Source organism: Rhodococcus sp. NPDC060090 (genome assembly GCF_042729855.1).
Lineage (GTDB): Bacteria > Actinomycetota > Actinomycetes > Mycobacteriales > Mycobacteriaceae > Rhodococcus.
This window is the reverse complement of sequence record NZ_JBHWXB010000015.1, coordinates 53,958-80,243: the sequence shown is the minus strand read 5'-3', so window position 1 is coordinate 80,243 and position 26,286 is coordinate 53,958. Positions and strand designations below refer to the sequence as shown.

General features: G+C 65.1%; 27 protein-coding genes and 2 tRNA genes. 20 read left to right on the top strand and 9 right to left on the bottom strand.

The features are described from left to right. The first annotated feature begins 103 nt into the window (after positions 1-103). From ACFWCF_RS20360 to ACFWCF_RS20340, 5 genes are all read left to right on the top strand, one after another. Positions 104-742, top strand: a complete 639-nt coding sequence (locus ACFWCF_RS20360; protein ID WP_378565162.1) for a TetR family transcriptional regulator — start codon at positions 104-106, stop codon at positions 740-742. A 115-nt stretch (positions 743-857) separates the two neighbouring features. Beyond that, positions 858-1,550, top strand: a complete 693-nt coding sequence (locus ACFWCF_RS20355; RefSeq protein ID WP_378565356.1) for an alpha/beta fold hydrolase — start codon at positions 858-860, stop codon at positions 1,548-1,550. Positions 1,551-1,563: 13 nt separating this feature from the next. Then, the gene (locus ACFWCF_RS20350) at positions 1,564-2,004 is read left to right on the top strand and encodes a hypothetical protein (protein ID WP_378565159.1); all 441 of its coding nucleotides are present in this window, start codon (positions 1,564-1,566) and stop codon (positions 2,002-2,004) included. Between the two features lie 75 nt (positions 2,005-2,079). Further along, positions 2,080-2,901 (top strand): acyl-CoA thioesterase, encoded by an 822-nt coding sequence (locus ACFWCF_RS20345; protein WP_378565156.1) that lies wholly within the window; start codon positions 2,080-2,082, stop codon positions 2,899-2,901. Positions 2,902-3,033: 132 nt separating this feature from the next. Next, the gene (locus ACFWCF_RS20340; RefSeq protein ID WP_378565153.1) at positions 3,034-3,849 is read left to right on the top strand and encodes an SGNH/GDSL hydrolase family protein; all 816 of its coding nucleotides are present in this window, start codon (positions 3,034-3,036) and stop codon (positions 3,847-3,849) included. On the opposite strand, the gene ACFWCF_RS20335 is transcribed toward ACFWCF_RS20340, so the two are convergent. Then, positions 3,835-5,166, bottom strand: a complete 1,332-nt coding sequence (locus tag ACFWCF_RS20335) for an MFS transporter (protein WP_378565150.1) — start codon at positions 5,164-5,166, stop codon at positions 3,835-3,837. The genes ACFWCF_RS20340 and ACFWCF_RS20335 overlap by 15 nt on opposite strands. Positions 5,167-5,232: 66 nt before the next feature. Here ACFWCF_RS20335 and ACFWCF_RS20330 point away from each other — a divergent pair, with 66 nt between their 5' ends. From ACFWCF_RS20330 to ACFWCF_RS20320, 3 genes are all read left to right on the top strand, one after another. Beyond that, complete coding sequence (locus tag ACFWCF_RS20330) at positions 5,233-6,255, top strand: AraC family transcriptional regulator (RefSeq protein WP_378565147.1); 1,023 nt, start codon at positions 5,233-5,235, stop codon at positions 6,253-6,255. Between the two features lie 65 nt (positions 6,256-6,320). After that, positions 6,321-7,457, top strand: coding sequence for a hypothetical protein (locus ACFWCF_RS20325; RefSeq protein ID WP_378565144.1), 1,137 nt, complete (start codon positions 6,321-6,323; stop codon positions 7,455-7,457). Then, positions 7,454-8,284 carry an SDR family oxidoreductase gene (locus ACFWCF_RS20320; protein ID WP_378565141.1) on the top strand — a complete coding sequence of 277 codons (831 nt, stop codon included), beginning with the start codon at positions 7,454-7,456 and terminating at the stop codon, positions 8,282-8,284. The genes ACFWCF_RS20325 and ACFWCF_RS20320 overlap by 4 nt, the downstream gene beginning before the upstream one ends. Before the next feature lie 17 nt (positions 8,285-8,301). On the opposite strand, the gene ACFWCF_RS20315 is transcribed toward ACFWCF_RS20320, so the two are convergent. Continuing rightward, complete coding sequence (locus tag ACFWCF_RS20315) at positions 8,302-8,913, bottom strand: TetR/AcrR family transcriptional regulator (protein WP_378565138.1); 612 nt, start codon at positions 8,911-8,913, stop codon at positions 8,302-8,304. 229 nt (positions 8,914-9,142) lie between these two features. On the opposite strand from ACFWCF_RS20315, the gene ACFWCF_RS20310 reads away from it, so the two are divergent. The 8 genes from ACFWCF_RS20310 (at position 9,143) to ACFWCF_RS20275 (ending at position 17,176) form a co-directional block, all read left to right on the top strand. Beyond that, the gene (locus ACFWCF_RS20310) at positions 9,143-9,955 is read left to right on the top strand and encodes an ABC transporter ATP-binding protein (protein ID WP_378565135.1); all 813 of its coding nucleotides are present in this window, start codon (positions 9,143-9,145) and stop codon (positions 9,953-9,955) included. After that, positions 9,952-10,671: an ABC transporter ATP-binding protein gene (locus ACFWCF_RS20305; protein WP_378492955.1), complete on the top strand. Its 720-nt coding sequence runs from the start codon at positions 9,952-9,954 to the stop codon at positions 10,669-10,671. The genes ACFWCF_RS20310 and ACFWCF_RS20305 overlap by 4 nt, the downstream gene beginning before the upstream one ends. A 9-nt stretch (positions 10,672-10,680) precedes the next feature. Further along, complete coding sequence (locus ACFWCF_RS20300) at positions 10,681-11,559, top strand: branched-chain amino acid ABC transporter permease (protein WP_378492956.1); 879 nt, start codon at positions 10,681-10,683, stop codon at positions 11,557-11,559. A 3-nt stretch (positions 11,560-11,562) separates the two neighbouring features. Beyond that, positions 11,563-12,675, top strand: coding sequence for a branched-chain amino acid ABC transporter permease (locus ACFWCF_RS20295; protein ID WP_378565132.1), 1,113 nt, complete (start codon positions 11,563-11,565; stop codon positions 12,673-12,675). Beyond that, on the top strand, positions 12,672-13,934 hold the full coding sequence (locus tag ACFWCF_RS20290; protein WP_378565129.1) for an ABC transporter substrate-binding protein: 1,263 nt from the start codon (positions 12,672-12,674) through the stop codon (positions 13,932-13,934). Before ACFWCF_RS20295 ends, ACFWCF_RS20290 begins: the two co-directional genes overlap by 4 nt. A gap of 171 nt (positions 13,935-14,105) precedes the next feature. Continuing rightward, on the top strand, positions 14,106-14,612 hold the full coding sequence (locus ACFWCF_RS20285) for a hypothetical protein (protein WP_378565127.1): 507 nt from the start codon (positions 14,106-14,108) through the stop codon (positions 14,610-14,612). A gap of 61 nt (positions 14,613-14,673) precedes the next feature. Continuing rightward, the gene (gene cmrA / locus ACFWCF_RS20280; RefSeq protein ID WP_378565124.1) at positions 14,674-15,477 is read left to right on the top strand and encodes a mycolate reductase; all 804 of its coding nucleotides are present in this window, start codon (positions 14,674-14,676) and stop codon (positions 15,475-15,477) included. Positions 15,478-15,715: 238 nt separating this feature from the next. Beyond that, entirely contained in the window at positions 15,716-17,176 is a 1,461-nt protein-coding gene (locus tag ACFWCF_RS20275) for a flavin-containing monooxygenase (RefSeq protein ID WP_378565121.1), read from the top strand. 3 nt (positions 17,177-17,179) lie between these two features. Here the strand turns inward: ACFWCF_RS20275 and ACFWCF_RS20270 are convergent, their stop codons facing one another. Beyond that, positions 17,180-18,748, bottom strand: a complete 1,569-nt coding sequence (locus ACFWCF_RS20270; RefSeq protein WP_378565118.1) for a helicase HerA-like domain-containing protein — start codon at positions 18,746-18,748, stop codon at positions 17,180-17,182. Positions 18,749-18,833: 85 nt separating this feature from the next. Here ACFWCF_RS20270 and orn point away from each other — a divergent pair, with 85 nt between their 5' ends. After that, positions 18,834-19,433 carry an oligoribonuclease gene (gene orn, locus ACFWCF_RS20265; RefSeq protein WP_378565115.1) on the top strand — a complete coding sequence of 200 codons (600 nt, stop codon included), beginning with the start codon at positions 18,834-18,836 and terminating at the stop codon, positions 19,431-19,433. An 85-nt stretch (positions 19,434-19,518) separates the two neighbouring features. Beyond that, positions 19,519-19,591 (top strand) — tRNA-His (locus ACFWCF_RS20260). Positions 19,592-19,665: 74 nt separating this feature from the next. On the opposite strand, the gene ACFWCF_RS20255 is transcribed toward ACFWCF_RS20260, so the two are convergent. Both ACFWCF_RS20255 and ACFWCF_RS20250 read right to left on the bottom strand, forming a co-directional pair. Further along, on the bottom strand, positions 19,666-20,820 hold the full coding sequence (locus tag ACFWCF_RS20255) for an alpha/beta fold hydrolase (protein WP_378565112.1): 1,155 nt from the start codon (positions 20,818-20,820) through the stop codon (positions 19,666-19,668). Positions 20,821-20,823: 3 nt separating this feature from the next. Next, on the bottom strand, positions 20,824-21,978 hold the full coding sequence (locus ACFWCF_RS20250) for an Ig-like domain-containing protein (protein WP_378565353.1): 1,155 nt from the start codon (positions 21,976-21,978) through the stop codon (positions 20,824-20,826). Between the two features lie 324 nt (positions 21,979-22,302). Here ACFWCF_RS20250 and ACFWCF_RS20245 point away from each other — a divergent pair. Continuing rightward, positions 22,303-22,375: transfer RNA gene (locus ACFWCF_RS20245), tRNA-Lys, on the top strand. A gap of 64 nt (positions 22,376-22,439) precedes the next feature. On the opposite strand, the gene ACFWCF_RS20240 is transcribed toward ACFWCF_RS20245, so the two are convergent. After that, a complete protein-coding gene (locus ACFWCF_RS20240; RefSeq protein ID WP_378565109.1) occupies positions 22,440-23,207 on the bottom strand; it encodes a L,D-transpeptidase family protein in 768 nt (255 codons plus the stop codon). A gap of 149 nt (positions 23,208-23,356) precedes the next feature. Next, positions 23,357-23,581, bottom strand: coding sequence for a DUF3618 domain-containing protein (locus ACFWCF_RS20235; protein WP_378565106.1), 225 nt, complete (start codon positions 23,579-23,581; stop codon positions 23,357-23,359). Positions 23,582-23,654: 73 nt separating this feature from the next. Here ACFWCF_RS20235 and bcp point away from each other — a divergent pair, with 73 nt between their 5' ends. After that, positions 23,655-24,128, top strand: coding sequence for a thioredoxin-dependent thiol peroxidase (bcp, locus tag ACFWCF_RS20230; protein ID WP_378492705.1), 474 nt, complete (start codon positions 23,655-23,657; stop codon positions 24,126-24,128). Between the two features lie 44 nt (positions 24,129-24,172). Here the strand turns inward: bcp and ACFWCF_RS20225 are convergent, their stop codons facing one another. Together ACFWCF_RS20225 and ACFWCF_RS20220 are read right to left on the bottom strand one after the other, a co-directional pair. Further along, the gene (locus tag ACFWCF_RS20225; protein WP_378565103.1) at positions 24,173-25,528 is read right to left on the bottom strand and encodes a dipeptidase; all 1,356 of its coding nucleotides are present in this window, start codon (positions 25,526-25,528) and stop codon (positions 24,173-24,175) included. Further along, on the bottom strand, positions 25,525-26,280 hold the full coding sequence (locus ACFWCF_RS20220) for a TetR/AcrR family transcriptional regulator (protein ID WP_378565100.1): 756 nt from the start codon (positions 26,278-26,280) through the stop codon (positions 25,525-25,527). The genes ACFWCF_RS20225 and ACFWCF_RS20220 overlap by 4 nt, the downstream gene beginning before the upstream one ends. Positions 26,281-26,286 lie beyond the last annotated feature (6 nt).

Below are 26,286 nucleotides of genomic sequence, written 5' to 3'. Positions count from 1 at the left end.
TGCCAGGCCCGCACAGTGCGCTGTCAACCCTCTTGTGACGGCGGTAACACGGGCCCAGGGGGCGACACGCCCGCACCGCGCACCGTCTGCCTACACTCGGAACGTGCCCGTAGCCCCCGCCCCAGAACCGACCAGCCGGGCCGAACGCAAAGAACGCACCCGTCAGGCGATCCTCGACGCCGCGCTCGAGCTGTCCTCGGATCGCAGTTTCGCGAGTGTGAGCCTGCGCGAGGTCGCGCGAGCGGTCGGCATCGTGCCCACGGCGTTCTATCGGCATTTCGCCTCGATGGAAGAGCTCGGCGTTGCACTCGCCGGCGACACGATGCGACTGCTGCGCTGGGTTCTGCGCGACGCACGCCGCAACCCTGGACCTTCCAACGCCCAGGCATCACTGACCGCACTGCTCCGTCAGGTCCGCGACCATGAGCTCGCATTCCGGTTCCTCGCACGCGAACGTCACGGCGGTCACCCAGAAGTGGCGCGGGCCTTCACCGTCGAACTCCGCTTGCTCACACGCGAACTCGCGATCGACCTAGCTCGCATCCCGCAGCTCACCGCATGGGAGGCCGACGACCTCGAGATGGCCGCCGATCTACTCGTCACCGCCATGTTCGAAGTGGTGCTCGACCTGCTCGCCATCGAACCCGGTCGCCCCGCTGAGGCCGAGGTTCTCGGCCGAGGCGAAAAACAGATGCGTCTGATCATGCTCGGAATGGCGGCGTGGAACCCACTCCACGACTGACTTCGGGACGTACCGTTGGATGGTGCCCGAAACCGCAGCGTTCGATTCAGGAAGGCCCGATTCAGGACGGCCCGATTCGGCGGGTTTCGACTCCGCTGCCGTCACGCTCGGCGATCTGACCTTCGACGTCCGGGTCGCGGGGCCGACCGACGGACCACCGATCGTTCTGCTGCACGGCTTTCCCCAGACGTCGCGCTGCTGGAACGCGGTGGCAGCCGAACTTGGCCGCGACGGAATGCGGGTACTGCTGCCCGATCAACGCGGCTACTCCCCCGGCGCCCGCCCACGTGAAGTCGCGGACTACAGGATCGACGCGCTGCGCGCGGATGTCCTCGGAATTCTCGATGCATTCGGAGTCGACGACGCACACATCGTCGGACACGACTGGGGCGCCTCGGTCGCCTGGCACGTGGCCGCACACCACCGGGAGCGGGTGCGATCACTGACTGCGCTGTCGATCCCGCACCTGGCTGCGTTCGGTCGCGCGTTGCGCGAGGACGACGACCAGAAGGCACGCTCGACGTACTTCGCCCTGTTCCGTGAGGACGGCACCGCGGAACGTGTCCTCCTCGCGGAGGACGCGCGCCGACTCCGTGTCATGTTCGGCGACACAGTAGCGACCGACGCAATCGACGAATACATTCGCGTACTGCGCGAACCGGGCGCGCTCACCGCCGCTCTCAACTGGTATCGGGCCATGACCCGCGACACCGGAGATCTCCCACCGGTGAAGGTCCCCACCACATACATCTGGAGCACCGATGATGCTGCGGCCGCCATCGGCGCGCGGATGAGACGATGCCGATGAGGAGCCGATTCCCATGAAACGCGGCGTGGTGTTGCTGGTCGTGTTGATCGCGGCCGCTGTGGCGGCATTCTTCATGGCGTGGGAGAGCCCAGAAGATCCGGCTCGGCGCACCCTCGACGACAGCGCGTTCGTCCTCGACGGGCGATCCACGACCTGTACCGCCTTGTTCCGCGAGCCCTGCGGTTACGAACTCCAGCTCGAGTACAACCGCCGGGGCGCGGATCTCGACACGTTCGTGAACTCGACCGATCTCGGCCCGTGGGGCAACTCCCTGCCGTTCGCCGACGCGGCCGAACTGACCCTGCAGGCGTGCGTGTACTCGCGTACGGCGGGAAAAACAGTCCTCGAGTTCGTCGAGCTGGGCCGGGGCGCACACCCGGACGCCGGCCCCGTCGAGCTGACTCCGTTCTGGAACAAAGCACGTCAGGACCTGTGCGAATCCCCCTGGCAGTGAGTCCACGTACCTCATCCGACCGCCCCTACCCGGGCGGTAATCGAAGCGGGTCGCGGACTCTGGTTTCATGACCTCATGCCCGAAACCGAGAACGCCGTCCACGTCTTCGACGCCGCTGTCGAGCTCACCGCCATCGATGCGGGCCGCTACACCGGAAACACCCACCCCGCGTACGCGAACATGGTCGGGCCGTTCGGAGGTGTCACGGCTGCAACGATGCTGCGGGCCATCCAGCTGCATCCCGAGGTCTTCGGTACTCCGCTGTCGCTCACGGTCAACTACGCGGCTGCGATCCAGTACGGCGAGTTCGAGGTGGTCGCCCGGCCGGTGCGCACCAATCGTTCGAGCCAGCACTGGGCGATCGAATTGTCCCAGGACGGTTCTGTCACCACCACCGCGACCGCGGTGTTCGGCAACCGTAGGGACACCTGGGCGTCCACCGAACTGGCCGCACCCGCTGCGCTGCCCGAGCACGAGACAGCAGTGACTCCTTTCCCGGACTTCGTGGAGTGGGGCAAGAACTACGAGATGCGTTTCGTCGAGGGGCCGATTCCCGGCCTCGACGCGGCCCCGTACCCTGATTCCATCTCGACGCTCTGGGTTCGCGACCAACCGGCACGGCCCCTCGACTTCACCTCGCTGACCGCTCTGTGCGATGTGTTCTATCCCCGCGCATTCCTGCGGCGCGGCCACGCTCTTCCCGCGGGCACGGTGACATTGACGATCTACTTCCATGCGGACGCAACCGAGATCGAAACACAGCGTGATCGACCGATCCTCGCGACCGCCCGCAGCAACCGGTTCGGACAGAACTACTTCGACCAGACCGCACACCTGTGGAGCACGAACGACACACTGCTCGCCACCGCGCATCAATTGGTGTATTTCAAGGCGTAACGGCGATTTCCGTGACAACCCCCGTTCCGCACGGTCATGATGGACCGATCGGACGACGGGGGACACGTGCGCTGGTCATCGATTTGGTTTCGCTTCGCTGCTACTGCTTCCGTAGCAGCCACGGCCGCTGCTGTGGGAGCGATAGCACCGGCTTCGGCTCAGCCGGCCTACCACTCGTATGTCGCCCTGGGCGATTCGTTCGTCGCCGGGCCGGGAATCCCACCGCAGTCCACGTCGGACGGCTGTGGACGTTCCGATGTGAATTACCCGAGCCTTGTTGCGGACGCGCTCGGCGTACGTGACTTCGTCGACGCGTCGTGTGGCGGCGCCGTCTCTCGCGACCTCACCGGCGAACAGATCTCTCCCTTCGGTCGTACTGCTGTACCACCGCAGTACGACGCGCTTCGGGCCGACACCGACCTGGTCACGGTGGGCATCGGCGGAAACGACATCGGACTCGTGCAATTGGCGATCTCGTGCATCAATCTCGCCGCTGCCCCGTCGGGTGTGTCCTGCTCGGAGACCGCGACCGGCGAAGTCGATTCGTTCGATACCGCCATCGATGCGTTCGCGCCCGTGTACAGCGCGATCACTGACGAAGTCCGGACACGGTCACCGCACGCGCGCATCCTGTTCGTCGGCTACCCGACGGGAATCCGAGATGACGGATGCTTTCCGGAGCAACGGATATGGCCGCAGGACGCCACGTACTTGCAGTCCAAGATCGACCGGCTCAACGCAGTGATGGAACAGCAGGTACGTGCGGCCGGAGCCGAGTTCGTCGATCTTCGTGAATCGACGATCGGACACGACGCGTGCGCTGCCCCTGAGCAGCGGTGGATGGAAGGGATCGTTCCGACATCGCCGGGTATCCCGCTCCATCCCAACGCGGCGGGGCACCGCAATGCAAACGAGCAAGTGGTCGGTGTGCTCTCACCGAACAGCTGAACGTTCCGGCGCACGCACCGCCAGCAACGCGGCCAGACCCAACGCCAGTACCAGGAGCAGACCCACGATGCCGGCCCGGTCCGCACCGAACCACCACGCGAAGAAACCGAACAAGGTGGGCGCCAGGAACGACACCGCGCGCCCCGTGGTGGCGTAGAGACCGAACATCTGTCCCTCGCGGCCGATCGGAGTGATGCGCGCCAGGAAGGTACGCGCCGACGACTGCGCGGGGCCGACGAAAAGGCACAGCAGAAGGCCGAAGATCCAGAACATCAACGGCCCGGACACCACGAGCAGCACCGCTCCCACCAAGATCATCGACACCAATGAGACGACGATGACCGCCTTCGGCCCGACCCTGTCGTCGACGCGGCCTGCGGCGAGCGCGCCGAGTGCCGACACCACGTTCGCAGCCACACCGAACAGCAACACGTCGGCGGCGCTGATCTCGTAGACGGTCACCGCAAGGACGGCACCGAAGGTGAACACGCCGGCGAGTCCGTCGCGGAACAGTGCGGAGGCACCGAGGTATGCGACGGTGCGCCGGTCGTCATTCCACAGTTCCTTCAGGTCGTGCCACAGCACCCGGTAGGACTCGAAGAACCCGACCCGCCGTTCGTCGTCGGCGCGTTGGTGTGGCTTCTCGGGCACGGTGAACAACACCGGCAACGCGAATACCGCGAACCACACCGCAGCGAGCAACGCGACGAACCGGATGTTGAGGCCGTCGCCGGTGGTGATCGACAGGAACCCGCGGGTGTCTCCGTCACCCGCGATGAAACCCGTGTAGCACAGCAACAGCAGCACGATGCCACCGAAATATCCCATCGACCAGCCGAATCCGGAGACCTTGCCGATGTTCTCCTCGGTGGACACCTGGCGGAGCATCGCGTTGTACGGAATGTTCGCAAGTTCGAAGATCACCGAGCCTGCACCGAGCAGGACGAGCCCGAGCCACAGGTACTGATAGTCGTCGCGGACGAAGAACATCCCGGCCATCAACACGACGGTCGCGAAGGTCAAGATCCCCAATGAGCGCTTTCGGCGCCCGTTCGCGTCGTACTTCTGCCCCGAGACCGGGGCGAGAACCGCGATGGCGAAACCGGCGATACCGAGCGACCAACCGAGCCAGGTGCTCGCGGACATCGACCCGGGTAGATCGTCTCCGACGGCATCGGTCAGGTACACCGAGAACACGAACGTGAGGATCACCGCGTTGAATGCTGCCGAGCCCCAGTCCCACAGGCCCCACGCGAAAACCTGCCGACGTGTCGCGTCGGCACCGGCGGCGGGTCTCACGTCCGTGTGTGCGTTCATGTCCCGCAGCTTATGAGCGCCCGGTCGCCGATGCGACTGCGCGCATCACGGATAGTCTTTGCTCTCATGGTCCCGATGATCCGCGCTGCGAGTCTTCGCGGATTCGCACCGTTGGTCGAGGAGCTCGGCGGAGACCCGGACGGGCTGCTGGAGCGATTCGCGCTGTCCAGAAAGTCGATCGACCACGACGACGACCTCATCCCGATCGAGGCCCACGACCGGATGCTCGACGCCGCGGCCGCCGAGTTGGATTGCCCCGACCTCGGCCTGCGACTCGCCGGTGTGCAGGACCTGAGCATCCTCGGTCCGCTCGCGCTCGCGATCCAGCAATCCTCGACCGTGGCCGACGCGCTTCGGTGTTCGACACAGTTCTTGTTCGTCCACAGTCCTGCTCTCCGGGTGGACGTCGAGCCCGACCCGTACGATCGGCGCGGCGTCGTCGCGCTGACGTACTGCAAGGATCTACGCGAATCGTCGTATTCGAGGCAGGGAATCGAGCTGGGTCTCGGGCTCTTCTTCCGCATCGCGGTGCTCCTCGTCGGTGGGCGAGTGGGCGTGCGATCGATCGAGATCCCACACCGGCCCCTGTCGCCTGTGCACAGATACACCGACTTCTTCGGCAGCGATGTGAAGTTCGACCGCGCCGTGGCCGCCATCTGCATCGACCGGCGGATCCTCGACGACCGCTTCGAGGACGCCGACGAGACCATTCGGCAAGTCGCAATCCAGTTCCTGGCAGACAACTTCGCCGACCCCGGAAAAAAGGTCCGCACTCAGGTGCGCAGCATCGTCGCGACGACGCTGGCCGCGCCGCCTGCATTGGCCGACGTCGCACGCCTCCTCGCGACACACCCCCGGACACTGCAGCGACGGCTCGCCGAGGAAGGCACCACGTTCGACACGGTTCTCGACGACCTCCGCCGCGACACCGCACACCGCCTGATCACTACCGGCGACCTGCCGTTCTCGCGGGTGGCCGAACTGGTCGGATTCACCGAGCAGGCCACCCTGAGCCACGCGGTCAGACGCTGGTACGGGACGAGCCCCCGAGAGCTCCGGCGCACCACCGACCCGAGATTGTCGCGCTGAAACAAGTTTTCCTCCAGCAAACCTTGCACGCTGAAACAGACGACACGGGCGCGAGGAGCAGTCTCATGGTGAAGCAGGCAGGACGAAGCGACGCGAAGCTCACGGAGATCGGCGCACGCCCGATCCCGGAATTCGACGGCGTACATGAGGTCTGGCCTCGGGGCGAGCGCCTGACAGCGGTGCGTCGCGCCGCAGAGGCGTACAAGAAGCGCTTCACGACGCAGGGGCAGGTCCGTGCGATCAAGTCTGTGGACATCGCTGCCGCGCCCTACCCGGTCAAGTACGCCTTCCACGATGCCGTCTCGGTGCCGGCACTACCACTGATCTCGATGATCAACCGGATGATCGTCGTCCAGTACGACGACTGGAATGGCACTCCTCGCACGCTGGTGTTCGAACCGACTGTGCCCGACGGTTCGGCCGAAGCTCCGTTCTACCGCAACCTGCGCACCCTCATCGACAGGATTCCCGGCGGTCATCTCGTGGAGAAACTCGTCCTGAGCTACTACAACGAGCCAGGCGATGTGCTCGCACAACTCGGGCTGGAGCCGGGCGACATCGACTTCTGCACCTTCGACCACCTGCACGTGCAAGATCCTCGGATGATCCTGGGCTCCTCCGAGGTCATCGCAGGCGAAACCGGGCCACGCCGAGCGCTGTTCGGTGACGCGAAGATGCTGGTACACAGCCGCGAGCTCGCCACCCTGCAGTCGCTGCATCCCATGCAGTGGGCGTGGTACGTCGACGGCGGTCTCGGCGGGGTGGCTCCGGAGAAGTTCGTGACATTCGACGGCGACATCGAACTCGGCCAGGGAATCGCGTTGTTGTGGACGCCCGGTCACACCGATGGCAACCATTCGCTCGTCGTGAACACCCCGGACGGCGTCTGGGTATCCTCGGAAAACGGTATCTCCCTGGATAACTGGCAGCCCGAACTCTCGAGGATCCCCGGCGTGTGGAAGTACCACGAGAAATTCGGACGCGAAATCTGCCCGAATGCCAATACGCTGGAAGATTCTCTCGATCAGTACGATTCGATGATCAAGGAGAAGACCTTGGCCGATCCCTGCAAGGCCGATCCGCGCTGGCTCCAGATCCTGCCGTCGAGCGAGCTCGCTCCGCGGAAACGACAGTGGCCGGTCGTCCCGACCTACGCGCACGGCGGAATCGAGTACGGCGAGATCGAAGCGGACCTTCGATGACCCGTACACCTGCGGGAGCGGTCGTGACCGGCGCCGGGCGCGGTCTCGGCAAGCAGATCGCCGCGCTTCTCGTCGAGCGCGGGTACCGCGTTCTCGTCACCGACGTGGACGCCGCAGCAGCACAGGTCACGGCCGACGAACTCGGCGGCGGTGCAACCTCACTGGCAGTCGACGTCCGTGAATACGCTCAGGTGGAAGCCGCCCGGGATGCGATCATCGAACGAGCGGGGCGTCTCGATCTGTGGGTGAACAACGCCGGAGTGCTGATCACCGGCCCGGTCTGGGAACAAGACGAGCCGACCCGCAGGCTGATGATCGAGGTGAACGCTCTCGGCACGATCAACGGCACTGTTGCCGCGCTCGAGGGGATGCGCGACGGCGGAGGTCACGTGGTCAACATCGTGTCGCTCGCCGGCCTGACCGCCGTACCCGGTGAGGCGGTCTACGCAGCGTCCAAACACGCGGCAATCGGCTTCAGTCTGAGCACGATCGCCGATCTGCGGCTCGCGGGCATCACGAACATCGACATCTCGTGTATCTGCCCCGACGGCATCTGGACACCGATGCTGTACGACAAACTCGATGATCCGGCCTCGGCACTGTCGTTCTCCGGCAAGCTGCTCGGGCCCGACGAGGTCGTCGGCGCGGTCCGGAAAGTACTCGACAGGCCTCGATTGGTCACCACGATCCCCCGCTGGCGCGGTCTCATGGTTCGCGTGGGAGATATGCTCCCTCGGTTCGGCCTGAAGGCCGTACCGCTCATGGTCGCGCAGGGCCGCCGCGTCCAGACGAAGCTGAAGTCCACCGGCGGACCGCGTACGTCCTAGGCCATGCCGACTGAAGTTCAGCCCAGTGCGACGTGTACAGCCGACGCGAGGAGCGCGGAGACAGATTGGCGCATGACCGCCACTGCCTCGTCCACCGGGAGTGCGTACTCGTCGCGGAGCACCGACCAGGACGCCCACGTGGAAGCGATTCCGAGCGCCTGCACCACCTGAGTGCGACGGGTACGGGTCAACCCGATGAGCTCGTGCACGAACAGGATCTCGATCTCGTCGGTCACACGCTTGATGTGCAGCTGCCGATTCGTGCGGAGCTGGGGCGAAACGGATTCGCGGAGCGACGCAGCACGCGCCTGCTGGGCAACCAATTCGAGGAGCCGCGCCCGTTGGGCGCAGAACCGTTCGATGCGGTCCGGGAGGGGCAACTCCGGCGACACCGGCACGAATTGCTCGTCCTGGCGACTCAGGACTTCGGCTCCCGTCGCAGCGAACAACGTTTCGAGGTCGTTGAAGTTGGCCCACAACGCACGCAACGAAACCCCCGCTGCGTCGGCGATCTGCGCGCCTGTCGGTTTCAGTTCGCCGCTCTCGATGAGCCGAATGTGCGCCTCGATCACGGATCTGCGGGTGCGCTCCGCACGCGCCGTCCGACCGTCGGAGCCGTTCGTCCCCACACTTCCCCGTTTCTTTCGTAGCACTGCCCGACCTCAGTCTGCCAGCGATACCGCAGGCGATCGGGTACTTCAGGTCCGAGCGCATCGCTTCCTCGAAGAACTTTCGCTCGGACGGTAGGAATCTACACCGACAGTGTTGTAACCTATCGCCAAAAGTGATGTCGATCTCAACTTCAACTACGCTTCGGTGTCATTTCCACCGAATCACGAACCAGAAGGTGCATCTTTAGTGCAGGTACAGAACACTTCCAGCACCGACGCTGCTGAAACTTCACGACTCGAACTGGCCGGCATCGGCGTCCGATTCGGCGGCATCGTCGCACTCGACGACGTCTGCCTACAGGTCCCCGCCGGATCGGTCGTCGGAATCATGGGGCCGAACGGCGCGGGGAAGACCACCCTGTTCAACGTCATCTGCGGATTCATCCGCCCGGGTAGCGGCTCCATGTCGTTCGACGGAGAACCGTTCGCCCCCGTCCCCCACCGCCTCGCGGCCCGCGGTGTCGCCCGGACGCTGCAGGGGCTCGGACTGTTCAACGGACTGACAGCGCTCGAGAACGTCACCGCAGGCGCCTCCGGACGACACCGCGCCCCCTTCGCCGCCGGCCTGCTCGGGCTCCCGCCGGCAGCCCGCAGCAACCGGCTGGCTGTCGCCGATGCCGCGGCGCTCCTCGACGAGTTCGGTATCGGCAGCTATGCGCACGCCCTCCCCTCCGCACTGCCCTACCCCGTCGCGAAGAAGGTCGCGCTGGCGCGCGCACTGATCTCCGACCCCACCCTGGTGCTTCTCGACGAACCCGCCGGCGGACTCGACCAGGCAGATATCGACGACCTGCGCGAACTCATCGGCGCACTTCCGCGCCGGGCGGGCGGCACCGTCTCGGTGATGTTGGTCGAGCACAACGTCGACCTGATCATGTCGGTGTGCGACCACATCGTCGTTCTCGATTTCGGACGCGTGATCTCGCAGGGCTCACCCGATGAGATCAAAGCCGATCCCGTCGTTGCTCAGGCCTACCTGGGCGACCGGGAGGCCTCGTGAACGCGCCCCTGCTTCAGGTCGACAATCTCACTGCGGGTTACGGCCCCGCCCCCGTGCTCCAAGACGTCGGGTTCGAAGTCACGGCAGGCACGATCGCGGCCGTGGTCGGCCCGAACGGCGCAGGTAAGACGACCCTGCTGCGCGCACTGTCCGGGTCGCTACCGTCGATCCAGGGCACCATCAACGTCTCCGGTACCTCGCTCCGCGGGGTGCCCACCGAGAAGTTGGTGCACCACGGCGTCGCCCATGTCCCCGAAGGACGCGGCGTGATCGGCGAACTGACCGTCGACGAGAATCTCCGACTCGGCGGCCTGTGGCGAAAGGATCGCGCCGACGCCAAGCGCGCCGTCGCCGAGATGTACGAGATGTTCGAGCCGCTCGCCAGACGCCGCGACAGCTCGGGACACCAACTCTCCGGCGGGGAACGGCAGATGCTCGCGATCGGCCGTGCCCTCGTCGCACGACCGACGCTGCTACTGCTCGACGAACCCTCGCTGGGGCTGGCCCCGCGCATCGTCGACCTGATCATGACCACCCTTCGCGACCTGCGCGACCGCACCGGGCTCACGGTCGTGCTCGTCGAACAGAACGTACACAGCGCACTGCCCATCTCCGATCAGGCAATCGTGCTGTCGCTCGGACGCGTCGTCGTCGCCACATCCGCCGCAGAACTCGCAGAGGACCCCGAGTTCCGCACCACATACCTGGGTTTCTGAGGAGGCACCATGGACAGATTCCTGTTCCTCACCGTCGATGGCCTCGCCCGCGGAGCCGTCTTCGCCGCGTTCGCGCTCGCACTCGTCCTCATCTGGCGCGGTACCCGGGTGATCAACTTCGCGCAGGGTGCGATGGCAGCAGCCACCACGTACATCGCCTATTCGGTGACCTCGGCGACGGGGTCGTATTGGTACGGGCTCATCGCCGCTGTCGCCGGCGGTTTCGTTCTCGGCGCACTCGTCGAACGAGTACTGATGCGCCGTCTCGACCCGAACCGTCCTCTGGCCGCGGTCATCGTCGCGCTGGGCCTGGTGCTGGTGCTGCACGCCGTACTCGGCATGCTCTTCGGTAACGACTTCAGACCGATGCAGTTGCCCTTCAGCCGGGAACCTCTCCGGCTGGGAGACGTGGCACTGCTCTCCCCGTACGACCTCTTCGTGTTCGCCACAGTCGGTCTCGTGGTCATTGCACTGGCGTACTTGTTCACACGCACCGACGTCGGCCTGAAGATGCGCGCGTCGGCGTTCTCACCGGACGTGTCGCGTCTTCTGGGTGTGAAGGTCTCGGCGATGCTCACCCTCGGTTGGGCTCTCGCCGGCGCCGTCGGAGCTCTGGCAGCGCTCCTGGTGGTACCGACCGAGCTCGGACTCAACCCGCACGCGGTCGACCTCGTGTTCATCTTCGCGTTCACGGCGGCGGTGATCGGCGGTCTCGACAGCCCGGTCGGCGCGGTCATCGGCGGCCTGGTCACCGGTCTGCTGCTCGGGTACGTCAGCGGTTACCTCAGTGGGAGTATCGCGCCGATCGCAGTGCTCCTGGCGTTGCTCGGCGTCCTCCTGATCCGGCCGCAGGGCATCTTCTCCGGCACAGCGACAAGGCAGGTCTGACACATGAAGTCGACACAACTCGCCGCATCCGTGAGCCGCACGGCGTGGATCGTCGGGGCGACCGCGGTGGTGATCGTCGCGATCTTCGTCCTGCCACCGTTCCGGAACTACCAACTCGCCACCATCGCCGCGTACGTGTGCGCCACAGCCGGATTGACGGTACTCATCGGACGCAACGGCCAGCTGTCACTCGGACACGGAGCGCTGATGGCCTGCGGGGCCTACACATTCGCGCTCACCGCCAACGAAATGGGCGACGCGGGAGCCACCGGCATCGCGGTACTGCTCGTCCCCTTGGCCGCGGCAGTCGTGTTCACATCGGTCGTGGGAGTGATCGTCGGTGCGGCGGCCGCACGGTTGCACGGCCCTTACCTCGCCGGTCTCACCCTCGCCCTCGTCGTCGCGATCCCGTCGATCACCACTACGTTCTCAGGGCTTCTCGGCGGAGACCAGGGGCTGTGGGCGTACGTCGAAGGCCCCCCGAGCGGGATCTCCGCGCTGTTCACCGTCGAACAATGGCACGCCACCGTCGCTGTTCTCGCTGCCGCCGTGACCGTCCTTGCGCTCGCCAACCTGATCTCCGGTGAGTTCGGGCGACGTATGCAGGCCGTGCGCGACGACGAGATCGCCGCCCGCCTCGCCGGAATCGACGTCACCCGCACCAAGATCGCCACCTTCGTGGTGAGCTCGGGAGCCGCAGGACTCGGCGGCGGCGTTCTGGCGATGGTGACGCAGAGCGCGTCCCCCGGCGCATTCGGTGTGACGTTCTCCCTGTTCCTGCTCATGGGTGTGGTCGTGGGCGGTCTCGGTTCCCTCCTCGGCGCAGTGTGGGGTGCGGTGCTGCTGGTCGTGTTGCCCGCGCTCGTCGCAGCAGCCACCGATTCCCTGCAGATGTCCCCGGCGCTCGCCGAACGCCTCGACGGCAATCTCGCAGTCGCACTGTTCGGCATTGCCGTGATCGCCGTCGTTCTCGTTGCTCCGTCAGGCCTCCAGGGCCTGTTCTCTCGCGCTGTGCACGCCGTGTCGCCGCGCGGGCGCTCCCCGCGCCACCGATCGGGTTCGGTTCCCGCACCCGCTCCTGTCTCCACCACACCGAAAGCAGAGGCACACCGATGATCAGATCTCGGCGACACCTGATCCCGCTCGTCGCACTCGCGGCGACCGTGGCTCTCACCGCAGCCGGATGCGGCAGCGGTACCAGCACGACAGGCGGTTCCTCCGGCGAGGGTGATACCACCGGCGTCACCGACACCTCCGTCCTCATCGGCACCCACATGCCGATGACCGGACCCGCCGCGGCCGGCTACTCGAAGATCCCCGCCGCGACCCAGGCGTACTTCGATCACGTCAACGAACAGGGCGGCGTGCACGGCCGCACCATCGAATACAAGGTGCACGACGACGGGTACAACCCGGCGAACACCCAGCAGGTGGTCCGCGAACTGGTCCTGCAAGACCAGGTGTTCGCAATTCTGGGCGGACTGGGCACACCCACCCACTCGGGTGTGCTCGACTTCCTCAATACCAACGGCGTGCCCGACCTGTTCGTCGCATCCGGATCGCGAACCTGGAACCAGCCCGACAAGTATCCGCTGACCTTCGGATACAACGCCGACTACACGGTCGAAGCGAAGGTCATGACCGACCACGTCCAGAAGAACCTGCCGGGGAAGAAGATCTGCACCTTCGGTCAGGACGACGACTTCGGAGCCGACTACCTCGTCGGGGTCGAACAGATCGTCGGCGCCGAGAACGTCGCCGAACGCCAGACGTACTCCACGAGCAACACCAACGTCGCACCCCAGATAGGAGCGCTTCAGGCGGCGGGCTGCGAGGTGGTCATGCTCGCCACGATCCCAGGATTCACCGCACTGGCGATCGGCACCGCAGGCCGTCTGGGGTTCGCTCCGCAGTGGACCACCGCGTCGGTCGGTGGCGATCTCGTGACATTGTCCAAAACACTCGGGGAAGCCGCGCCCCTGGCAGAAGGCCTGCTGAGCACCAACTATCTGCCGTCGCACTTCAGCGAGAACGACGAATGGACCGCCCAGTTCCGGGAGATCAACGACAAGCACAACGGCGGGGCCGAGTTCGACGGCAACATCGTCTACGGAATGTCGATGGCGTATCTGTTCGTGCAGGCGCTCGAAGCGGCCGGTGAGAACCCGACCCGAGAATCGATCGTCGCCGCAATCACGGAGAACGGTTTCCAGGGCCCCAATCTGGTTCCGTTCCGCTTCTCCGACGACGACCACTCCGGCGCGGGTGGCGCGCGCGTGAACCAGGTCCGAGGCGGAATCCAGGAGTACTTCGGGCCGTCCTACACCACCACGGACGCTCCCGGCGACCCCGTTGTGGAGTACGCAGCGGGATAGGTCTCGCCCGGAGCACATCTCCGGGTGCAGGGTCGGTCGTCATGGGGGGACGACCGACCCATCTCTCGTCCCACCGAAATTCCCGATCGGACTCGTCGAACACCGTCGCCGACCTGCCCCTTCCGATATTCTGCTGCGTGGCAGCGAAATATCGCGACGATCGGAATCGATATGGCGAAGCTCGTGAACACCTTGTCCGAGGACGAATTCGTTCTCGTTCAGGAAACGAAGAAATCGCAGATCACCGAACTCACCGAGGACGATCTGATCGACCTGCACACCCGGACCCGTCGGGCGCGCAACAAGTACGTCAAGCTCTACCGCAGAAGCGGCGCCGACAAGGTCGAGAAGAAGAAGTCCCGCGCATCGGGCCGGGCAGCGAACCAGCGCAATGCCGGTAAGGCGGAGGTGTTCGAGGATGCACTCGCGCGGGTCAGTCGTCGACTGGCCACGGTGGCGCGACAGTCTGCCCTGGAGCTCAAAGAGGAGCGATTGGCACTCGCCCGGAGCGACTCCCCCGTATCACCTGCCGGCACTGAGGGCAAGGGCAAGGTGAAATCGGCCGGGAAGGCCCGCGCCGATTCGACTCGCGATTCTTCCGGCCGCAAGAAATACGAGGCATCGTCCATCGCAAAGGGTGCTCGTCGTCAAGCGAAGAAGGACAAGAAGAACGCGTGACCGGCGGTGGGGTCGGCCGGTCGGGCGACGAGTCGCCGAGGCCCCGCTAAGCTGACACACCGTGACTCTGCCGAACCCCCACCCCGATGCACGTGCCGTCGTCACCGGAGCCTCCTCCGGTATCGGCGAGGCCCTGGCCACCGAGCTCGCGGTGCGCGGGCATTCGCTGATCCTCGTCGCGCGACGAGGCGACGTCATGGAGAAGCTCGCGACCGAGCTCCGGTCCGCACATCGCGTCGAGGTCGAGGTTCGCGCATGCGACCTGTCCGACCGCGATTCCCGCACCGGCCTCGTCGACGAGTTGTCCACGCGGCGGATCAGCGTTCTGTGCAACAACGCAGGTATTGCCACATTCGGGGCGGTGGCCGAGCTGGATCCGTCCTACGAACGGGCACAGGTCGAGCTCAATGCGGTTGCCGTGCATGATCTGACGCTGGCGGTGCTTCCCGGGATGGTGGAGCGCAAGTCCGGTGCGATCCTGATGGTCGGTTCCGCGGCAGGCAACATGGCGATCCCCAACAACGCGACCTACGCGGCGACGAAGGCGTTCGTGAACACCTTCTCCGAGTCGCTTCGGGGCGAGCTCAAGGGCAGCGGCGTGAACGTCACTCTGCTCGCTCCGGGGCCCGTGCGCACCGAGCTCCCGGATCCGTCCGAAGCGTCGATCGTCGATCGGATCGTTCCCGACTTCCTGTGGATCTCGAGTGAGCACACCGCGAAGGTGTCGCTGGACGCGCTCGCACAGAACCGGATGCGGATCGTTCCCGGTCTGATCTCGAAGGCGATGTCGGCAGCGGGTCAGTTCTCCCCCCGGTCCATCTCCGCCCCTATCGCGGGTGCGTTCTACAAGAAGCTCGGAGGCTGACGGTCGGTCCTCTCGCGAACCGGCGATCGATGCACACGCATCGGTCGCCGGTTCTGTCCTATTACGGTGATCCCAGACACATCGCAGTGGCACTGGCTTCACACCGATCTACCTGCTCCCACCTGGCGTTTCCCTTCAGAATGTCGACGATTGGCATACCGTGCCAGAAATTTTCGCTGCCGACACGTGTGCTAGCAATGGATCACGGGAAAATTTTCACAAACACGGGAGAAACAACTTGTCGTCGAAGATCGCAATTCTGGGAGCAGGACCGAGTGGGCTCGCGCAGCTGCGCGCCTTCGAGGCAGCACGGAAAGCCGGTCTCGACGACATCCCCGACATCGTCTGCTACGAGAAGCAGGCGGACTGGGGCGGAATGTGGAACTACACGTGGCGCACCGGCCTCGACGCCCACGGCGAGCCCGTTCACGCGAGTATGTACCGGTACCTGTGGTCCAACGGACCCAAGGAATGCCTCGAGTTCGCCGACTACTCCTTCGAGGAGCATTTCGGGCGACCCATCCCCTCGTATCCGCCGCGCGCGGTCCTCCTCGACTACATCATGGGTCGGGTCGAGAAAAGCGATGTGCGCAAGTACGTCCGGTTCAACACAACGGTCCGGTGGGTCGACTACTCCGAGCAGAGCGAGAAGTTCACCGTCACCGTGATGGACCACGACAAAGGCACACTCGAATCGGACGAATTCGACCACGTCGTCGTTGCCACCGGACACTTTTCGACTCCGAACGTGCCGGATTTCGACGGCCTCGACCGATTCCCCGGCCGTATCCTGCACGCGCACGATTTCCGCGACGCCTCCGAATTCGAAGGCAAGCGACTGCTTCTCGTCGGAAGCAGCTACTCGGCCGAGGACATCGGAACGCAGTGCTACAAGTACGGCGCGAAGGAGATCACCTTCAGTTACCGCTCCGGGCCGATGGGACACAACTGGCCCGAAGCGTTCTCCGAAGTTCCGCTCCTCACCCACGTGGACGGCAACACCGCGCACTTCAAGGACGGCAGCACCCGCGAGGTCGACGCCATCGTGCTCTGCACCGGCTATCAGCACCATTTCCCATTCCTGCCCGACGACCTGCAACTGCGCACCAACAACCGGCTCTACCCGCGAAATATCTACAAGGGCATCTTCTTCCAGGACAACCCGCGTCTGATGTACCTCGGGATGCAGGACCAGTACTTCACCTTCAACATGTTCGACGCGCAGGCCTGGTACGCACGCGACGTGATACTGGGGCGGATCTCGTTGCCCGACTTCGACGCACGCGACGCGGACATCGAGTCGTGGCGGACCCGCGAAGAAGCCCTGAGCACTCCGATCGACGACATCGACTTCCAGGCCGCGTACATCCGCGACCTCGTCGATCGGACGGACTACCCCGAATTCCACGTCGAGCGCCAGGGCGAGGTGTTCAAGCAGTGGAAGAAGGACAAGAAGAACGACATCATGGGCTACCGGAACCGCAGCTACGCCTCGACCCTCACCGGAACCACCGCCCCGCCGCTCCCCGCACCGTGGATGGAGATCCTGGACGACTCCCGGGAATCGTTCCTGCGCAACGATTTCGAGACGACTCCGAGCGGCGGTTCCGACGAGAAGATCGTTGTCGAGCGGCCCGATCGTCCGCGGGCTTCCAGCAAGCCACGATCCGCAGCTCCCCGCGTCGCCGCGAAGGTCTAGGAGCTACCTGCGGCGTCGGCGGCCGGTCCCGAAGATGCTTCGCGAGATCTCACGACCGGCGGCCGACGCTGCCGAACGCAGGAACCCCTTCACTGCACTGTTGCCGAGCACCTGCTCGACGAGGGTCGCCCCGTCCTCGGCCGGCGCCGCCGGTGCCTGCTCGCCGGGGCGCTCCGGCAGCGGAGGCACCTCGAATTCCGGATCATTGTTCGGTGCACCCGACACCGTGGCGGTGAGCTTTTCGTATGCCGACTCCCGATCGATGGTGCGGCCGTACTTCCCGTACATCGGGCTCGCCTGCGCGGACGCACGCATTGCGTTCTCGCCGACCGTGTTCATCAGCGACCTCGGCGGGCGCATCCGCGTCCACGCGACCGGCGTGGGAGCCCCCATTTCGGACAACACCGTCACGATCGCCTCGCCCGTCCCCAATGTCGTGAGGGCTTCCTCGAGGTCGTAGAACTCAGTCGTCGGGTAGGTACGAACTGTCTTCGTGAGCGCCTTCTGGTCGTCGGGGGTGAACGCGCGCAGTGCATGCTGGACGCGTGCGCCGAGCTGTGAGAGCACCGCGTTCGGAATATCGGTCGGTAGCTGGGTGCAGAAGATCACGCCGACACCCTTCGATCTGATCAACTTCACCGTCTGTTCGATCTGCTGCAGGAACGCCTTCGACGCATCCGCGAACAGCAGGTGGGCCTCGTCGAAGAGGAACACCAGCTTCGGTTCGTCGAGGTCGCCGACCTCCGGAAGTGCCTGGAACAGGTCTGCCAACAACCACATCAGGAACGTGGAGAACAACTGTGGGCGCATCGCCTGATCGCCGAGCTCGATCAGATTGAGCATCCCGTGCCCCCCGATGACTTCGAGCAGATCCTCGGTTTCGAGCTCGGGCTCTCCGAAGAACGTGTCGCCGCCCGCGGCTTCCAAGTTGACGATCGCCCGCAGGATGACACCTGCTGTTGCCTTGGAGACTCCGCCGATTCCCTGGAGTTCCGCCTGCCCCTCGTCGCTGGTCAGGTGCGCGATGGTCTGGCGGAGATCCTTCAGGTCGAGTAACGCGAGACCGTTCTTGTCGGCCCAGTGGAAGATCAGCCCCAGCGTGGATTCCTGGGTCGCGTTGAGTTCGAGCACCTTGCTCAACAGGATAGGGCCGAACGCGGTGACGGTCGCGCGAACGGGGATACCTACCCCCTCGGTGCCCAGCGAATAGAAACGTACGGGAAAGCCGGTCGGATCCCAGTCGTCGTCGCCGGTCTCCACCGCACGGGCCGCGAGCGCATCGTCGACCTCCCCTGCCGCCGACAGACCCGACAGGTCGCCCTTCACGTCGGCCACGACAACCGGCACTCCCGCGGAGGAGAGTTGTTCCGCAATGAGCTGGATCGTCTTGGTCTTGCCGGTGCCGGTAGCACCGGCGACCAGGCCGTGCCGGTTCAGAGTCGCCAGAGGTATCCGGACGTGGGCCGCCGGATCGACCGTGCCGTCGTGCAGGACGGCCCCCAGTTCCAGGGCGTTCCCTGCGACGGCATATCCGTCGGCAATGGTCGTACTCGGTCGCGAAGTTTCGGCCATGCGATCTCCCCTATCGACGTGTGACAGACCTCGGCGCACCCACCGACGACCTTAACCGTTCCAGTGTCTGGCTACTCTGTGTGTCGTGCAGGACAAACTCGTATGGATCGATTGTGAGATGACCGGGCTACGGATCGGCAGCGACAAGCTGATCGAGATTGCTGCGCTGGTCACCGATAGCGACCTCAATGTGCTCGGCGACGGAGTGGACATCGTCATCCATGCCGACGATGAGGCGCTGGCCTCCATGCCGGACGTGGTGCAGCAGATGCACGCGAAGTCCGGACTCACCGAGGAGGTGCGACGCTCGACCGTCAGCCTCGCCGAAGCAGAGAAACTGGTGCTCGATTACATCCGTGAGCATGTCACCGAACCGGGCACCGCGCCCCTGGCGGGCAACTCGATCGGAACCGATCGCACTTTCATCGCCAGGGACATGCCCGAACTCGACAGCTTCCTGCACTACCGCATGGTGGATGTCAGCTCGATCAAGGAACTGACCCGCCGCTGGTTCCCGCGGATCTACTTCGGCCAGCCGGAGAAGGGCCTGTCGCACCGTGCGCTGGCCGATATCAAGGAATCGATCCGCGAATTGCGCTACTACCGGCGCACGGTGTTCGTCGCCGAACCCGGACCGTCGTCGGCCGATATCGCCGCCACCGTGAAGGACCTCGGACCCGCCTGACCAGGCGATTCGGCTTTTCCATCAAAGTCACGCTAGTATCTGTACCGCAGGCGCACGCGGTCGAAGACCGTACGCGAATGCGATGGTGAGTGTAGTTCAGTTGGTAGAGCACCAGGTTGTGATCCTGGCTGTCGCGGGTTCGAGTCCCGTCACTCACCCCGAAGTAAGGCCCCGACCAGATTCCGGTCGGGGCCTTACTCGTCTGTCGTCCTTACTGCACTCACACGTCGCTCTAGTGCGTGAAGAGCCGTGCCACGAACGGTGTCGTGTCGGGCATCGACCGTTCGATGCTGGTGAAGTGCCCCGCCATGTACACGCGATAGTCCACATCGGTACCCGACGCCGTCATGTCCGCCGCCAGTTTCGCCGACAACGGGATCGGCACCATCACATCGTGCACGCCGTGGCCGAGAAAGATCGGTCGGTCGTAGCCGGAGGTGGGGACAGCCAGGTAGTCGGCGAGGACGGCAGGCAACTGGCCCTCGAACATCGGACGTGCCGGGAGTTCCCCGACAGGCACGCTCCGCGCGACGTCATCGAGGTCGTCGTAGCAGAGTTGCTCTGCCTGATCCAGGATCTCCCTGCCTGCGGGAGTGAAATAGCTGTCGATATCGACATCGGGATACGCATCGCGCACTCCGGAGAACAGGTAGCCACTGAACGCCACGAGCCCCCACAGGCCCGGATCCGGGAGTCCAGGAACGCCGAGCGTGAATGCCGACTCGAGGTTGGCCGGTGCTCCGGTTGCGACAGTGCCCCGGAAGTCGAGTTCCGGCGCGCGGGAGGTAGCGATATCGGCGGTGTGCAGGGCCGCGTGACCGCCCTGGGAGTGCCCGATCACCACCCATCGATCAGACAGGGACGGGTCGGCGGCACGGCCGGCGCGGACGCTGTCGACGACGCTGTTCGCGGCGCTCTGACCGTCGAGATAGCGGTGGAGCCCCTCCGAACCGAGCCCCGGATAGTCGGCTGCCACCACGGCATAGCCCTGCTCGAGCCAGTGTCCGAGATACATCTTCTCGACGTCGGACCGCGGGGTGCGTGTCGTCAGCGAACAGTCGTCGCCAACTCCTGTGGTCCCGTGGGCCCACGCGACGACCGGCCAGCCACCGTCGGGTACGTCGCCTTCCGGCACGAACAGCGCACCGGTCGCGACCGTGGGTTCACCGGAGCGCCACTGGGTGCGGTATTCGATCTTCTCGGCGACGGCCACGCCGGGAAGGGAAAGCTCAGCGGGAAGCGATTCGACCGCCACGAGGGTGCCCGGATCCGATCCCACGGACGCGCCCGGGGCGGGCGCGGCGGCCGCGGTCTGCGACCCGATCAGCTGCGGAGCAACGAGGCCCAGCGCCACGACGGCGCTGAGCCACGTTCGAAGACGGCTCACCGGCTATGCATTCGCATTACCGGCTTTCCAGGTTGACCATGGAATGTTCCAGTCACCGAGCCCATCGGTGCCGGACAGGACCCCGCCGACCGTGTTGCTCACGATGACGATGTCGCCGCGCTTGGTGTTGTCGAAGATCCACTTGGCGTTCGCGGGACTCAGATTCAGGCAGCCGTGGCTGGTGTTGCGGTAGCCCTGGTCGCCGAGCGACCACGGAGCCGAGTGGAAGAAGATGCCGCTGTAGGACATGCGGGTCGCCCAGTCCACCGGTGTGCGGTAACCCTCCGACGAGTCCACGGCCACCCCGTACGTCGACGAGTCCATGACCATGTGATCGAACCGGTCGCCGATCGTGTAGACGCCGTTGGGCGTGGGCGTGTCGTTCTTACCCATCGACGTGGGCATCGTGATCACGTCGGCACCGTTGCGGTTGACGACCACCTGCTTGGTGTTGTCGTCGACCCGAATGATCACCGAGTCGCCGATCGTGAACGAGGTGTTGACGTCGGACTGACCGAACAGGCCGTCGCCCATGTCCTTGCCGTACGCCTTCACGTCGACGGAGACGGTGGTGCCGGGAGCCCAATAGTGTTCGGGCCGCCAACGCACCTCTCTGTTGTTGACCCAGTAGAACGCACCCTCCACCGGAGGGTTCGTCGTGATCGTGATCGCTTCCTCGGCGGCAAGACGGTTCGGGATGTTCTCGTCGAACTGCACCGCGACCGGCTGACCGATACCGACGACCGAACCTTCGCCGGGCATCACGTACGGCTGGGTGAGGTTGGAAGGAGACGAGGTCGTGAACGACAGGGTCGAGGTGGTGGCACCTCCGAGTCCGTAAGCGACGGCTTCGAGTACGTACTGACGGTTGTACCCGAGCGGCTCGGTGTTGACCCAGGTTGCGTCGTCGTCCTCGATCACGCCGCCGACCGGTTCCCCAGCGGGATTGAGCAGGGTCACCGATTCGAGCTTGCCGTTGACCACCGAGACCGTCACCGGATCGATCGGTGAGAAGCCGACGCCGCCGTCCTCCACGCTGGCCGACACGGTCGGCTTGATGAGTGCTGCGAGCGGATTCGAGTCGATCGGCACCTCGTCCGCCCCGCCGCCCGAGCCGGGCGAGCAGGCAGTGACGAAGGCCATAAATCCGACGATCATCAACCCCAGCACAGTCCCGGTCCGCCGACGACGCGGACCGACCACTTGTTCTTTTTGCACTGCCACTCTCCGCTCCTGCCTCCCCGCAGACGCCAAAACTGCAGGTAACCTATGCAAAACGATTTTGCCAGCCTGTATTTCGAACAGGCTTCTCGACGCCCCCCGACGCCGGTAACGTTCGAATACCGAATCGCCTCTGCCCGCCCGCCCGTTACAGCTGAAGCAGCCCAAATCGAGGCTGACCAGGCGATTTGGCGCGATCTTCGAAGGTGTGTAATCTTCTCTTCGTCGCCGAGACAACAAGCCCGGAGACAGAAACACCAAGCGCCATTAGCTCAATTGGCAGAGCAGCTGACTCTTAATCAGCGGGTTCGGGGTTCGAGTCCCTGATGGCGCACAGCGAAGAGCCTCACACCGGGAAACACTACCGGGGTGGGGCTTTTTCGGCACTGTAGAAAGAATCACCCTTCCACGATCACGGGATCCCCGAGCTTGACGTTCCCGTAGTACCAGCCGGCGTTCTCGGTGCTGAGGTTGATGCAGCCGTGGCTGACGTTCGCGTATCCCTGCGAATCCACCGACCACGGCGCGGCGTGCACGAAGATGCCGCCCCATGTGAGCCGCACCGCATACTCGGTGTCGATGCGATAGCCCTCGGGCGCGTCGATCGGCACGCCATACGTCGACGAGTCCATGACCAAGTGCCGGAACTTCTCGAGCACCGGAAAGCTGCCGACCGGCGTTTCGTATCCGGGCTTGCCCAAGGACGTCGGCATCGTCCGCACGACCTCACCGTTGAGACTGACCGTGAACTGGTGGGTCGAGCGGTTCGCCACCGCGATGAACGAGTCGCCGACCTGAAAATGGGTCCGCGTCCCGGCGACGACGACGGTGACGTCGGTATTGCCGGGCCAGAAACCGTCGGGCACCCACTGCACCTCCTGATCACTCACCCAGGAGAAGTGTCCGTCGACGGGTGTGGCGGTAGTGATCTGCACTGCGCTCTCGGCCACCGCTCGGTCTGCGACGGGTGCGGTGAATCGCACGATCACCGGGTGCGCGACACCGACCACCGATCCGACGGCCGGCTCGACCGCCGAGATTCCGATACCGCCGGGCGGCGCGTGGCCTACCGTCCCCGCGGCGGCCGCACCTCCCGACCCGAACCACGCGACGGTGGCGAGAATCGTGGCCAGGAGTAGTCGTGCACTGCGTTGGGCATCCCGCATGACGGTCGCCTCCTTCGAGCAAAGCCGGGTCCCGACTCCATTCAGTGAAGCACGTCACGCCCATGGATGCGGCACTTGGGAGCGTCCTCTGCACAGACACGGAGTGCCCGCGTCGAGAACGACGCGGGCACTCCGTGGAACTGATGGGATCAGCGCAGAACCTTGCGCAGTACGAGCAGCCCCACCACTGCCCCCACCGCGATGACGGCATACTTCTTCACCTGAGGCTGAGTGACCTTCGCAACGAGGGTCTGCTTGGTGTTCGCCACCAGGGTCTTCGGGTTTGCGCGGAGGCTCAGTTCGTCGAGTGTGCTCGCGAGCTGATTGCGGGCCTTTTCGATGTCCCGCTCGATGTCGCCGGTGTCCCTAGCCACGTGATCCTCCAGAAAGTCGCTGCAGTGTGCTGCGACCACGGTAATGGACGATCGGTCTACTAATGTCGCGGACATGACGGAAAACAGCAGACTCACTCCCGGTGACACCGCTCCCGACTTCACGCTCGCAGACGCCGACGGCAACGAGGTGTCGCTGTCCGACTACCGCGGACGCAAGGTCATCGTCTACTTCTACCCCGCCGCGAGCACTCCCGGATGCACGAAGCAGGCCTGCGATTTCCGCGACAACCTCGCGGAACTGAACGACGCCGGACTCGACGTGCTCGGCATCTCGCCCGACAAGCCTGCAAAACTCGCGAAGTTCCGCGACAACCAGGAGCTGACCTTCCCGCTGCTCTCCGACCCGGAGAAGACGACGCTCACTGCGTGGGGCGCGTTCGGGGAGAAGAAGATGTACGGGAAGACGGTCACGGGTGTGATCCGGTCGACGTTCCTCGTCGACGAGGAGGGCAAGATCGAGGTCGCCCAGTACAACGTCCGCGCGACCGGGCACGTCGCGAAGCTGCGACGCGACCTGTCGGTCTGACCGTCTCGGTCCGGCCGGCCGAAGAGCTCAGCAACCCAGAGCGCTCAGCGCCCTAGAGTGCTCAGCAGCACAGCTTCTGCGACCGCGAGGTTCTCGATCTCGGACGGATCGACACTTTCGTTCGGTGCGTGGATGACGCAGCGGGGTTCCTCGACCCCGAGCAGCGCGATCTCCGCCGACGGCACCGCACGCTGGAGTGCGGTGCACAGCGGGATCGACCCGCCCTGGCCGGCGGTGCCCACCTCACGTCCGTACGCGGCTTCGAGCGCGGAACGCAACGCGGTGTAGCCGGGGCCGTCGGTCACGGCGCGGAACGGTTCACCGACGGCCTCGCGCTCGATCCGCAGGTGGGCGCCCCACGGCACACGCGCCTCGAGGTGCGCGACGAGCGCATCCTGCGCGGCGGTCGCGTCGACCCCGGGCGGCACTCGCAGGTTCAGGCGTGCCGACGCGCGCGGCACGATCGCGGCGGCCGAGCCGACGACCGGAGGTGCATCGATTCCGAGCACGGTGACGGCGGGTCGGGCCCAGACGGCGTCGGCGATCGCGCCGGAGGTCGGCAACGCGACCCCGTCGAGGACACCGGCGTCGGCACGGAATCTGTCCTCGGGATACGGCACGCCGTCCCACGTCGCGGTGGCGTCGAGACCGTCGACAACCGTGTTTCCGTCGGCGTCGCGCAAGGTGCCGAGCAGATGTACGAGGGCGGCGAGCGCGTCGGGTGCTCCCCCGCCGTACATGCCGGAATGTACTTCGCCCTTCAGCGTTTCGAGGTGGATATCGACGTTCGCGATGCCGCGCAGTGTTGTGGTGAGAGTGGGTTTTCCCACCTCGGTGTTGCCGCTGTCGCCGATGATGATGAGGTCGGCGTGGAACAGCTCGGGGCGCTCGGCGACGAGGTGGTCGAGGCCCTCGCCGCCCATCTCCTCCGATCCTTCGATGACGATCCGCACACCCACCGGTAACGGTCCGTCTTCGAGGACCGCGCGCAACGCGAGCAGGTGCATCACGATGTTGCCCTTGCAGTCGGCGGCGCCGCGTCCGTACCAGCGGCCGTCGCGTTCGGTGAGCGTGAACGGCGGGCTGTTCCAGAGGTCTTCGTTCCCCGGTGGTTGGACGTCGTAATGGCTGTAGAGCAGGACGGTGGGCGCTCCGGGAGGCGCCGGACTGTGCCCGACGACGGCGAGCGACCCGTCGGAGGTCTCGATGAGTTCGACCTCCGCGATTCCGGCTGCGGCGAAGGCATCGCGCACCCAGGTGGCGGCTCCGACACATTCGTCGACAGGGAACTGTCGCGGGTCGGCGACCGACCGGAAGGCGACCATGGTCGCGAGTTCGGTGCGCGCGGCAGGCATCGCTGCACTGACGCGGTCGCGCATACGTTGGACCAGATCTGTCATCTTTTCTCCTCCGAACGTCCGATGAGTACGTCGATTCCATCGAGCAGCCGCTCGAGTCCGAATCGGAAGTCGTACTCGTGCCATGCCGCGGGGTCTTCGTCCTCGTCGGAATCGAATGCACCGGCGGCGACCGCGGCGAGTACGAACCTGTATTTCTGCGGGTCGAGGATGCGAGGCATCACCGAGGCGTAGTCGAGTCGGTCGCCCCCGACGACGGACTCGAGTTCCCAGGAGAACCGTGCGCGGCTGATGACATACAGCGAGGTCGTCAGGGCGATCTGTACTTTTGCTTCCTCGCCCAAGGGTGTCTCCGAGAGAGCACCGAGACCGGCGTCGAGCCAGCGCATGTGGTTGGGCCAGTACGGAGCCGTTCGGATCGGATGCTCGGTCAACCATTTGTACGCGCGCAGTCCGCGGTACTCAGCGGTCGCCCAGATGTCGAGTCGCTGCCGCCAGGTGCCCTCGGAGGGCATCTCGGGGGGCAGTCCGAGTGCGCGATCCCAGGCGAGTTCGACGAGCTGATCCTTGCTGTCGACATAGCGGTAGAGCGACATCGTGGTGAAGCCGAGCTCCTTCGCGACCCGGCTCATCGAGAGGGCGTCGAACCCGTCGGCGTTCGCCACCGTGATCGCGGCGTCGAGAACCTGGTCGAGCGTGAGACCCCGACGTGGGCCCCTGGTGCCGGGGTCGCTCAATCCCCATGCCAGCTGCACATTGCGCGGCAGCTCGTCGTCGGGCGCGGAACTACTCATACTTCT